The following is a 12,420-nucleotide window of genomic DNA, read 5'->3' as shown; positions in this document are numbered from 1 at the left end:
CCTTTAATTAATATTAGTAAATTATTTTTAAATTTTATATCTATAAGAATTTTAAAAATGTATATTTAAATTTTTTAGTATATAATCAATGGGATTAATATTTTTAATAATATTAAGTATAGAATTTTTCAATAAAGTCATTTAAAACCTCCTTTAAGTTTTAAATTAATTGTTGTTTAGTAAAAAAATAGTTGTACATGTTTATATAGTATGAGGTGTTATTTAATATATGTGATTACTTTATATGTATAAAACTTATTTATAAATATAGGGATAAATATATAATTTTATAAATAAATTCAGAAAATGAAAATATTTTCAAAAATATGTTTACCAATAATTAAAATTAATGTATAATTAAGTAAAAATATCAATTGTTTTGTAATTTATTGGTGTTTTTATATAAATTATGAATTAATTAAAGGGTAATTTTACAATTAAAGCTTTCATTTTATAAGGGGGATTTATTAAATGGGAAGAAAAAAGTTTATTAAAAAGCTTCAGTTATCTTTAGCTGCTATTTTAGCTATAAATACTAGTGCAGTTATAAGTGTTAAAGCTACTGAAAATATTGCTAATGATTTAATTGGTAATAAAGCTAATGAAAATTTAAATATAATGCCAATGCCTAAGGATATGACAGTAAATGAAGGCATAGTAGAACTTAATGATTCTGTAAATATCATTGGAGCTAATGAAGCTGATATAGATGCTGTAAATTTATTAAAGGAAATTTTAAATAATTTAGGCATTACAGTAAATGAAACTGTAGTGGAGGGTGCTACTACTATTTATATTGGTGAAAAGAATGATAATATTAGTGAAATGGACAATATATTAACTAATATGAATGTTTCTTCAGAGGATATTACAAAGGCAGAAGGCTATATTTTAGCTACTGAGGATAATGAATCTGGAGATAACATAGTTATAAGAGGTAATGATGAAGTAGGAACTTTCTATGGAGTTCAAAGTTTAAAGCAAATTATAGATAATAAAAATAATGTAAAAACAGTAAAAGAAGTTGTGGTAAAGGATGAACCAAGCATTAGATTAAGGTCAATTGTTGAAGGATTCTATGGTACACCTTGGACTCAAGAGGAAAGATTAGATCAATTAAAAATGTATGGAGAAAATAAAATTAATGCTTATATTTACGCTCCAAAATCTGACCCATACCATAGAGAAAAATGGAGAGAGCCATATCCAGCATCAGAATTAGATAGAATGCAGGAATTAATTCATACTGCAGATGAAAATAAAGTAGATTTTGTTTTTGCTATTTCTCCTGGTTTAGATATTAGATTTGATGGAGAAGAAGGAGAAGTAGATTTTCAGGCTTTAATGAATAAAGCTGAAACATTATATGACATGGGAGTTAGAAGATTCTCTATTCTTTGGGATGATATAGCAAACAATGAGGGAGCTAAACAAGCAGAGGTTTTAAATAGATTTAATAGAGAATTTGTAAAGAAAAAAGAAGGGGTTAAACCATTAATAACAGTACCTAAAGAATACTGGACAAGTTATATGTATGAGCAAGATGGACAAACTATAAAGGAATATACTCAATCTTTTGCTAATACATTGGAAGAAGATATAGATGTTATGTGGACAGGTCATGATGTTATTCCTCCAAAGGGAGTTTCTTTAGAAGATGCACAAAAAGTAAGAAATATATATGGAAAGAAAATGATGCTTTGGTGGAACTATCCTGTTAATGATTATAGAGAAGATAAATTAGCTTTAGGGCCAATGTATGCTTTAGACCAAGACTTAGATGATGAAATTTCAGGATTTATTATTAATCCAATGAGATTTGCAGAAGCTTCTAAGGTTTCAATTATCACTGGAGCAGATTATAGTTGGAATACTAAAGAATATGATTATAATAGATCATGGGATAAAGCTTTAGAGATAATAGGCAAAGAAGTTAAAGATGCTTTAAAGGTATTTTCAGATCATTCTACTAGATTAGATACAGGAAGACCAGATTCTCCAGAATTAAATGCTTTAATAGAAGGAATGTGGACAAAGTGGGATAATGATGAAGATGTAAGCTTAGAGCTTCAAGAATTAATAAATCATTTTAGTAAAATGAAAGAAGCTTCTGCTACTTTAAAAACATCCTTAAAAAACAAGAAATTATTATCACAAATAGAAAATCACCTATTAAAATTTGAAATGTATGCAGATACAGGATTAACTACTGTGGAAATGTTAAAGGATATAAAATCAGATAACATGGTAGGATTCTGGAATAATAAATACAGAGGAACTAAAGCACTTTTAGATTTAGATAGCAAAAAGGAAACTATAAGTAATTTAGTAGTAGACCCATTTATAAGAAAATCTCACCAAGTTGGAAATACTTATTTTGACAATAAAACAACAGTTTTAAAAGATAAGGAATATAGTTATACTTCTATAGGAAACTTAGAGCATAATGAATATGAGCAATGGTATATGCCTAAAAGCACTCATGATCCAAGTAAGATGTTTGATGAGTTATTAGATAATGGATTCTGGTCTAAAAATGCAGTTAATGAAGGTGAATATGTAGGTTTTGACCTTGGAAAAGTAGAAAAGTTAAAAAATGTTTACTTTTTAATGGGTAAAACTGGCTATGATACAGATATAATTTTAGATGGAGTTTTAGAATACTCATTAGATGGTGAAAATTGGTTAACTTTACAGGATACTATAGAAAATAGAGAAACTTTAGTAGAATGTGATGTTGAAGCAAGATATGTTCGTTATAGAATAACTAAAAATAGTGAAAATAAGTTATTTGTAAGAGATTTTAAGGTGAATGTAAATAAGAGTTCTGAAAAAGCTTTAGGTAAAGTTAAAAATGGAACTATTGAAAAAGGTGTTGAAGGTGATGAAGAATTCATCTCTTTAAATAATATAGGAACTGTAAATTTTAAAAAGGATGAAACCATAGGAATTGCTTTAAATGACATAAAAAATGTAGTGGCAATGCAAGCTAATGGAACTTTAAACAATGAAGATTTTGTTATAGAAAGTTCTCTTGATAATAGAAACTGGAACTTCCATAAGGTAAGTGATGGAGCATCTTTTAGAAGTATGAAACCAGTAATAGGTAAATTCTTTAGAATAAAAGCCCTTAAAGATACAGAGGTAAACTTAGAGTCTTTAAAGATTTATACTGAAGGAAGACCAGAAATTACAATGACTACTAATAGACCAATAAATCCAGATAGACCACATAGACAAGCTGTTTTTGGAGATGATTATGATTCTGGTACACAATTTGTAACAGTACCATTTATTGAAGTTGGAGATTATGTACAAATAGATTTAGGTAAGGTTATGAATGTAAGAGATGTAAGGCTTTTACAAGGTCATGATGAAGACTTTATAAATAATGGTATATTAGAATATTCAGTAGATGGTGAAAATTGGACACAAATAGATACAGAGTTTGGACCTAATGATATAGTAGTTAAAGATTTAGATATCGAAGCAAGATACTTAAAAGCTACTTCAACTAAATTTAGAGATCGTTGGATAAAAGTAAGAGAATTTACTGTAAACAACTTAACAGAAGAATATTTAGTTACAACTAGTAAAAAAGGAACTTATGTAGACAGAGCTGAAAATGTGAGAGACAATAATTTAAATACAGCTTATATTCCTGAAAATAATATAGAAACTGGAGATGAGTTAACCTATAGAATATTAGATAATAAGTTATCATCTAAGGTTACAGTAGTACAAGGAACTGAAAATATATCAACTGCTAAGGTAACAGCTCAAAATTCAAAGGGACAATGGATAGAGCTTGGTAATTTAAGTGAAGGATATAATGAGTTTAATTTAGAAAGTCCAATGCACATTGTAGCAGTGAAGCTTACTTTTGAAAATCCTTCAGGAAAACCTGAAATATTTGAAGTAAAGCCAACCTTTGTAGGAATAGTAGAAGACCCAGAAATACCTGAAATAGTTGAGAAACCAGGAAAACCTGAAAAATTAAGCATTAAGGAAGCTACTAATGATTCCATTAAACTTTCTTGGAATGCCCCTAAAACTGGTGAAACAGTAGATAAATATGTTATATATAAAGATGGAGTTAAAATAGATGAAGTTTCATCAGAAATAACAGAGTATACTGCTACTGATTTAAAGGCTAATACTTTATATGGATTTAAAATTGTAGCTATTGGAAAAGATGGACAAACTTCTAGACCAATTGGTAAAAACGGTAGAACAACTAAATAATATTATACTATTGTTAATAAAATTATTTAAAACAAAAAACTTCCATGAAATTTTCATGGAAGTTTTTTAATTCTAAAATATTTAGTAAAGTATAAAATTTCTTAGCAGAGTATACATCTTATTCTAGTTTTATTTAAACTCTTTATTAAATTTACTAATTCTTCTCTAAAATCCATGGTATAACAGCTAATTAATAAATCATAAACAAGGTTATTAAGAATATCATACATTTCTTCTAAATCAAAAAATTCTTTTCGAACTTCTTCTTTTTCATGAGTTTCTCCATTTTTATTAACTAGTTTAGCTTCTTTAATAATTTGATTTTTTTTATTAATAGTTGCTTCACATAAAGTAGCTAGTCCAGAATAAAAACTAGTAAAAAATTCTGATTCATTAATTAGTTGTAAACCAGTTACTTTTATTTTATATAAACTATTAAGTAACTGTGTAAATTCACTAAGTTCATCTTTTAACTTAATAATAGTTTTAGGGGATTTAGGACCAATTATTTCTATTACCTGTAAACTTGAATTTATACCCTGTATTTTTTCTTTTAAATCACTTATTAAAAAATTAATTCTGTGAAATAATGTAGAATCAATGCAAGCTTTTCTTATAATTTTTTTTTCATTAGTATGAATAAAATTATGATTAACATTAGGCATAAAGTTATCCTCTATATTAGAATCAAATACATTAATATCTAAAAAATCATCTTCTGTATTCATAAATAGCTCCTTTCAATTATTTATTATTATTTTCCATATATTTATATAAAAAACAATTTAATAAAAGTATATCATTAAATTAGTAAAAACAATAGTTAAGGTTTTTAATGAAAATGTAAAACTAAACTAATTAATAAAGAACATTAAAAGTAAAAGATATAGAAATATTTTTCTTCATATATACTATAGGTAGTTTTAATAAAATATCTATATATGTAACATTTTGTAAAAGTAAGTCATATATTATTTATATATTTAATTTTATTTTTGGAGGTTTTTTATGTATAGAGTTTATGATATAGATGATTTAAAATTACCTGACATTATAGATGATACTGTGTATGAAGAAGATGTTATTCCACCAGAAGAAATTTCTACAGGCGTTGAAAATCCAAGTGTTCCATTACCTGATCCAGATATAATGACAAATGTAAATCCTATGAATTCTACAAATAATAATCAAATTAAAATTTCTGCTGATAATAATTATTTGAAAATAAGTAACTTTGGAAATTTTAATGCTATATTTAATTTAGTTTATAATTTTAATTTAAATAATAAAGCAGCAACCTTTACATTCGCCCCTTATAACACTGAATATTTAGAAATTCCTAAAAATGTTAACTCAATTTATGTCAGCATAAAAGCTATAGACCCTATATTAAATGAACTTTTAATTTTTGATAAAATAATAACTAATCCTAAAAATATATATTTTATAATTCAAGGTAATTTACAAGCTCCACGAGTACTTGAAGAAACTATAAAATTTTAACAAAGTAGTATAATGGAGGATTAAATTATGTTTACTAATTATAATTTAAATGATGGAAAGAATATGCCCCTTAATACTTTAAATATCTCTACTGAAGATACTAATATTGAAGAAATTATTGAATACAATAAACAAATATCAGTATTTAATAACGGAGATTTTAATGTGGAATTTTTAATAATTTATAAAATAAATGAAGAAGATATTATATTAAAATCTGGAATTTTTAATAAAGGATTTACTAGATATATAGGAATTCCAACTAATATAACTTCTTTTTATTTAACAATAACAATTATAAACAGTTCATCAATGGAAAAATTAGCATTTAGTAATACAGTAACTTTTACAGAAGATGTAGATTTTGAAGTTGCTGGAAATTTTTCTGATTTTAATGTTTATAGAAAATCTTAATGAAATCTGTAAAGGAGTATAATAATGAGTAACAATGTTAATTATGATGATTATATAAAAATAGATGTAGATGCTTTTGATGATTTAGAAGTTATCAAATATAAATTATGTAGTCATCCTTTGTTTATAAAAAAATGGGCTCTTTTAGCTAATTTTTTAGGATATGAAAAATGTGGTGGAAGTAATACTAGAGTTATTGGGGAAGGTTATACTGTAAAAAAATCAGGGGAAAATTACATTATAGAAGCAAGAAATAATGTGGATGAAGAAAGCTACAGAACTACTAGAGGCAATAACTCTCCTTATACCCGATTAAATATGACAGTTTCAAATTTCAAATTTGAATTTATGCCTGAAACTATTAAAACTCTCATTCCTATAAAAGAAGAAAGTCCTCCTAAAGATTTTTCTCAAAGTTATGTTTATAATAATAACATTAAAGAAATTGAAATAAAAAAAGATATAAGTTTTTCTACTTCAGATGCAACGAAAAATTTTTCATCTGCTAAATATAAACTTGGAGTTAAAGCAGGATTTGCTTATAAAATTAAAGAGGTTAGTGAATTTCATATAAATTATAATTTTTCTTGGGATATTAATATTTCAGATCAAAAAGAAGAGAGAAATACTATAAGGCTTGATAGAAGTGTAAAGGTAAAAGTTCCGCCTAAAAGTAAGATTCCTATAAAAATTTTATTATATAAAAATAATGTGGCTGTACCTTATACTGCTTTAGTTTTAATATCATATAATATTACATTAAATGGAAAAATAAATCGTAATAAAAATGCTTATTTAGGCTATCTTGCTCCTGCTAACCTTGCTACAAGTTTCACTTTTGGTAATGATAAGATTTCAGCCATTGATGATATATCAAATCAAATAAAAGCCTTTGATAAAAGTTCTTTTTATTGGGATTGGAATTTAGTAAAAACCTATGAAGGCTTTCAAAGTGTATTAGATATTATTTCTAAAAGAGAAGTTAATGAAGTTAATGGCAGATTCGAAAAAGTTAATTTTTCAAATCTTGTATGGGAATCTGGAATGAGTGAGGCCTTAAATGAAACCGATGATATAATAAGTGAACAAGTTAGTGAAGGAGAATAATAAATAAATTTAAAGTTATTGAGGAGGATTTCTTATATGAATGATAGTGTTAAAGAGTTTGTAAAGTTAAGAGATGTAGATTTTGTTGATTTAGAAGAAGCTAAATATAAAGTATGTAACCATCCTTCATTTATAAAAAAATGGGCTTTTTTAGGTCATGTTTTAGGATATAATCATTGTCGTGGAAGTAATACTAAAGTTATTGGGGAAGGTTATACTGCAAGAAAATCAGGAGAGGATTATATTTTAGAAGCAAGAAATAATGTAAATGAAGAAGGTTATAATACTCGAACAGGAATATCTGCTTATACACGATTACAAATAACAGTTTCAAATATTAAATTTTATTTTTATCCTGAAACTATAAAGTTAGCAGATTCAGTAATTACTGAATTACCTCCTGAATTTATAGGAGAAAGTATGGCTATAAATCAAGATTTTAATAATAGTATTACTACAACAGAAATGCTAAAATATGATTTAATGTCAACTGTAACTCATTCTGTTAGTAATACTATTAGCAGTGGCTTTGAGGTTAAATATGTAAAGAAAATGGGGACGGATGTAACATCTGCTGAATTCAGTCTTACCTTTAATTTTTCTACAGATCAAACCACAGGAACACAAACAGAAGAGAAAAAAATTTTATCTACCAAAGATAGTATAACTGTTTCTGTTCCTCCAAGAAGTAAAGTTTCAATAAAGGGTTTATTATATACTAATGAGGAAAATATATCCTATACAGCTTTAGCAGGCATGTCATATAACATTTCTCTATATGGGGCTCTTAATAAAAATAAACATGCTTATTTAGGAAATACTTTCATTAAAACTAAAACTTTAGATTTGGGTAATAAAGAAACATCTGCTTTAGAAGATGTATATCAACAGTATTCTAGAAGAGTTATACCAAATTCAGCAAATTATTGGGACTGGAATGTAGTTGCATCACATCCAAATTTCCCAGAACTTTATAATTTATTAAAAAAAGAGGAATGTATTTCTGTTAAAGGACAATTTAAAAAGACAAATGCTATTAAAGCTATATTACAAGCACAAGAAGCTAAACCTATATAAGTTGTTAATTTGAAAGGTGATTAAAATGAGTTCTAATATTGATCTTATTAAATTAAAATATGAAAATTTTAATGATTTAGAAGAAATTAAATTAAAGTTATGTAGTCATCCTATGTTTATAAAAAAATGGGCTTTATTAGGTAGTTTCTTAGGCTATGAATATTGTCGTGGAAGTAATACTAGAGTTATTGGAGAAGGATATAATGTAAGTAAATCAAAGGGTGATTATTATATAGATGCAATAAATACATCAGAATATTATTTTAATAGAGGATGGTATCCTCGTATTCGATTAAATATGAAAGTTTCAAATTTTAGCTTTAAATTTATTCCAGATACAATAGTACCCCTTATTTCTAAAAAGGAAACTTTATCACCTAAAGTTTTATCAGAAAATTATATGGTTAATAATTCTAATAATAAAAAAAATATAAGAAAAGAATTTAAAAATATAGTTTCAGTTTCATTAAAAAATAATATAGCTAAGGATATATTTAATAAAATTTCACTAACAAATTCTTATAGATTTATTCATAATGATTTATTTAATGATAGAAGTTTTAAATATAATTTTTCACATAAATATACTTTAGGAAATCAAATTGATGAAATAAGAAAATATAATAAAGTTAATAATATAACTATAAACATGCCTCCAAGAAGTAAAGTGTCTGTAAAAAGTATATTGTATGGGAATAAAGTTATTCTTCCTTATAAAGCATTAGTTTTAATATCTTATAATATTCAATTAAGTGGTAAAATAAATAACAAGAAAAATGCTTATTTAGGTTATGTTACTCCTGCTAATCTTGCTACAAAGTTTACTTTTGGTAATGATAAAGTTTCAGCCATTGAAGAAATTACCAATGAATATGGAGAAAAAATTAATACTACGGATTTCTATTGGGATTGGAGAAAATTATCTGAAAATGTTGATTTTAATTCTTTTATGAAAATATTTAATAAATTTGAATGTGTAGAGATTGAAGGAAAATTTTCTAAAATTAATTACAATAACGTTATAATAGAATCTGGACAAGTTCAACCACTGAATGGATAGATATTTAAAATATATAATATTTATTTAAATGTTTTGTATAAAAAAATGTATTATTTAAAAATAATACATTTTTTTATACAAAATTATTCTTTTGTTACATCTACTATAAAGTCATCTTCTACTACTTTGCATTTGTTTCCTTTTATTTCTTTTAATTTATAGTAATATTCTATTTTACACATTTCAATATAAGGTGTTATCCATAAAAAGCCTATGCCTAAAGTTATTATTCCAAGTATATACCAAAGAATAAAGCTTAATTTAAATAAAAAGTAATTCCACATATGACCCTTTATTAGCTTATGTGCTTCAGTCATTAAATCTCTTACTGTATCATGATTTTTTCTTTCCATGATTATATAAGGAGTTAGTGAAAACATAAGATTTAATATAATACAATAAACTATACCTACAATATACACAATAATTAATAAATTTATTGAAAAGCTAAAATCATTTAATAAATAATAAGGATCACCCATATACACACTATTTAGTATCTTAAAAATTAAAGGTATTAAAGCAATAAAAATAAGTATTACCATTGGTAAAGAAAATAAAGCAATCCATAAAGTATATTTAATAGAATTCCATATTTGAGCTAAAGATATATCCACATATCTATACTTAGGAACACCCTTTCCTTTAAAATCTTTTAACATTTTTAAACATAGAATATATACTATAGCAAGGGCTGGAGTTAAATATGCTCCAATTATTCCCACTCCTTTTCCTAGGATACCTAATGTAAATACGGCATACATTAATAAATAAACAGTTGTAACCCCTACCATTCCACCTATATTTTTTTTCACATTATTCCAACCATTTTTCTTTAGTTCTTTAAAATTCATTTTTTCATCCTCATTTCATATAAAACTTAAATTAATAATAGCATAATATACCTGTATTGTACAATTTAGTATTATATCTATAATGACAAATTTTTTCAAAACTTTTAAAATAATTTTACAAATATAATAATAATTTCATATTTGTAGGTACTATAATAAATTCTTTAAGATTTTCCCTATCCATAGCTGACTCTAATGTATGTATTACTAATAGTTCTTTAAATTTTTTATGTATTTATAAATGAAATCCTTAGAAAGTTCTAATTTTTTATCTGTTTTGATATTTTTTAAATTCTCAATAACTTGTTTAATAACTTCAATATTAAATTCTTTATTATATTTTTTCTTGTCATAAAAAATCACTTTTAGTAGAAGTATTAATTACTTTATAAATTTACTAAAAGTGTATTAAATCAAAATACTATTAAATTTCTACAAGTCCATTAGGAGTTATTTTATATTTTTCAGCGAGCTTAGTAGGAGTATGATTGACTCCTTTTAAATTAATTGTAATATGAGATATGGAACTATCTGTATAAGTTAGTTCTATAATATCTTCATAGTCAAAAGAAAAATTTTCTATAAGTTGAGAATAAAAATTAGCAGGAGTAGTAGTTCCCATTGTAATGCTATCACGAATTATAGTTCCATCAGGTCTAGATAATTTAAATGTAAAATAGGGTTGTGGATCACTACCTGCTGGTACCACAGAAATTTTTTCAGAAGAAGTAATTAATTTTTTATCTTCATTATTAAACATTATAGTAATAATTGGTAAATCATTTAAATTTTTTACTATAATGCTACTTAGAAGAGTTTGTACTTGAATTGGAGGATTAGGAGTATAAGTTCTTAATCCTCCAGGAGTTATTTGGTAGTATTCTTTGATAGAATCACCTGGACCTGAAGAATTTCCTAATAAAAAAACGTTATCTTTCGTTGGAAAGTGAGTAATTTGAACACTTTTAGGAATAAGAACTTCTAACTCTATAATATCATCAACTTCAAAGGACATATTATTTAATTTTTTTACAAATACATCAGCATTTTCTTCCCCTTTAATACTAGCTTTGGTTTTTATATTTTGATTAAAATCTCTTAGCTTAAATGAAAAAAATTCATTATTACTAAATGAAATATGACTATAGAGTCTTCCAGAAGAAATTCCTGTAGAAGTAGCTTTAATTTGTTTTAACTGTATATCAAATGTTATTTCACTTATATTATTATTTAAAGATGCTGTTTTAAAAGTTATAGTATTAGGTATTTTTGGTTGAACAAAATTTATAGTACAATCATCCTTAGGTGGTTGAGGTACAGGGCAGGTTGGAGTTATTTTAGAGGCAAATAAGAAAAATGTTACATTAAAAAAAATTGTATTACACTTTATAAGAGAAGCAAAAATATCCTCCACACAAGTTTTTACACAATATGCATCAATAAATAAATCTACATTTTCTTCAATAACAATATAAGTACAGAATGGAATATTAAAATTAATGGAATGTATAGATTGTTCTTTAGTTAAAGAAGTATATACTAGCTTTATACAAAAATACCCATCTATAAGTAGTTTTTTTCCTGTTAAAATTAGACCTTCAGCATTAGCAGCAGGGCTTTTAGGAGTTTTTATAATTTTATTACTAGTTATATTAACTTCAATATAAATTTTTTCTATTTTCTCAATTTTAGGACAATTGTAAGGTAATGTTAAAATATCAGCCAGTGATATTTGAGTCCATGCACTATTTATAAAAGGACCATTTTTATTAGTAAAATTTTTAATATTACAAAGACTTATGACTTCATAGTTATTTTTATTAGAGCACTTGCAATACATTTTTACCTCCTTATGTATTTTTTATATTAAGTTATAATTTACAATATGTTTTTATTAGGAAAAAGTTACAAATAGATATGTTATATTAAAAAAATTACATTTATACTTTTAAATTTAAGAACAAAAATTTTATGAAAAATAACTTCTAAATAATGTAATTTAAAAATATGATATTATATAGATTAGGCGATTGTGAAATTAGACTGTGGATATGTGATTAAGCTGATATTAAATATAGTTTTCTAATACTTCTAATATATTTTATGTCATTTAAAGAGTAGGCTAAAATAACATTTATTAGTTTAGAAATAGCTGTTAAA

Annotated in this window: 9 protein-coding genes; 6 read left to right on the top strand and 3 right to left on the bottom strand. The window is 25.0% G+C overall.

Annotated elements, in window-relative coordinates; translation table 11 throughout:
• Window positions 1–471 precede the first annotated feature (471 nt).
• Window positions 472–4,245, top strand: coding sequence for a beta-N-acetylglucosaminidase domain-containing protein (locus GBZ86_RS07515; RefSeq protein WP_152889278.1), 3,774 nt, complete (start codon window positions 472–474; stop codon window positions 4,243–4,245).
• 101 nt (window positions 4,246–4,346) lie between these two features.
• On the opposite strand, the gene GBZ86_RS07510 is transcribed toward GBZ86_RS07515, so the two are convergent.
• Window positions 4,347–4,973, bottom strand: a complete 627-nt coding sequence (locus GBZ86_RS07510) for a hypothetical protein (protein ID WP_152889277.1) — start codon at window positions 4,971–4,973, stop codon at window positions 4,347–4,349.
• Between the two features lie 280 nt (window positions 4,974–5,253).
• On the opposite strand from GBZ86_RS07510, the gene GBZ86_RS07505 reads away from it, so the two are divergent.
• The 5 genes from GBZ86_RS07505 to GBZ86_RS07485 are packed head-to-tail and all read left to right on the top strand — an operon-like array spanning window position 5,254 to window position 9,406.
• A complete protein-coding gene (locus tag GBZ86_RS07505; protein WP_152889276.1) occupies window positions 5,254–5,748 on the top strand; it encodes a hypothetical protein in 495 nt (164 codons plus the stop codon).
• A 27-nt stretch (window positions 5,749–5,775) separates the two neighbouring features.
• Complete coding sequence (locus GBZ86_RS07500) at window positions 5,776–6,162, top strand: hypothetical protein (protein ID WP_152889275.1); 387 nt, start codon at window positions 5,776–5,778, stop codon at window positions 6,160–6,162.
• A gap of 24 nt (window positions 6,163–6,186) precedes the next feature.
• Complete coding sequence (locus GBZ86_RS07495) at window positions 6,187–7,269, top strand: aerolysin family beta-barrel pore-forming toxin (RefSeq protein WP_152889274.1); 1,083 nt, start codon at window positions 6,187–6,189, stop codon at window positions 7,267–7,269.
• Window positions 7,270–7,305: 36 nt separating this feature from the next.
• Complete coding sequence (locus tag GBZ86_RS07490) at window positions 7,306–8,346, top strand: aerolysin family beta-barrel pore-forming toxin (RefSeq protein ID WP_152889273.1); 1,041 nt, start codon at window positions 7,306–7,308, stop codon at window positions 8,344–8,346.
• Window positions 8,347–8,371: 25 nt separating this feature from the next.
• Window positions 8,372–9,406 (top strand): aerolysin family beta-barrel pore-forming toxin, encoded by a 1,035-nt coding sequence (locus tag GBZ86_RS07485; protein ID WP_152889272.1) that lies wholly within the window; start codon window positions 8,372–8,374, stop codon window positions 9,404–9,406.
• 83 nt (window positions 9,407–9,489) lie between these two features.
• Here the strand turns inward: GBZ86_RS07485 and GBZ86_RS07480 are convergent, their stop codons facing one another.
• A complete protein-coding gene (locus GBZ86_RS07480) occupies window positions 9,490–10,260 on the bottom strand; it encodes a DUF975 family protein (protein WP_152889271.1) in 771 nt (256 codons plus the stop codon).
• 424 nt (window positions 10,261–10,684) lie between these two features.
• Window positions 10,685–12,100 carry a DUF3794 domain-containing protein gene (locus GBZ86_RS07475; protein WP_152889270.1) on the bottom strand — a complete coding sequence of 472 codons (1,416 nt, stop codon included), beginning with the start codon at window positions 12,098–12,100 and terminating at the stop codon, window positions 10,685–10,687.
• Window positions 12,101–12,420: the final 320 nt, after the last annotated feature.

Origin of the sequence: Clostridium tarantellae (genome assembly GCF_009295725.1) — a bacterium.
GTDB lineage: Bacteria > Bacillota > Clostridia > Clostridiales > Clostridiaceae > Sarcina > Sarcina tarantellae.
The sequence above is the reverse complement of the archived record's forward strand: the minus strand, read 5'-3'. Positions and strand labels throughout refer to the sequence as shown.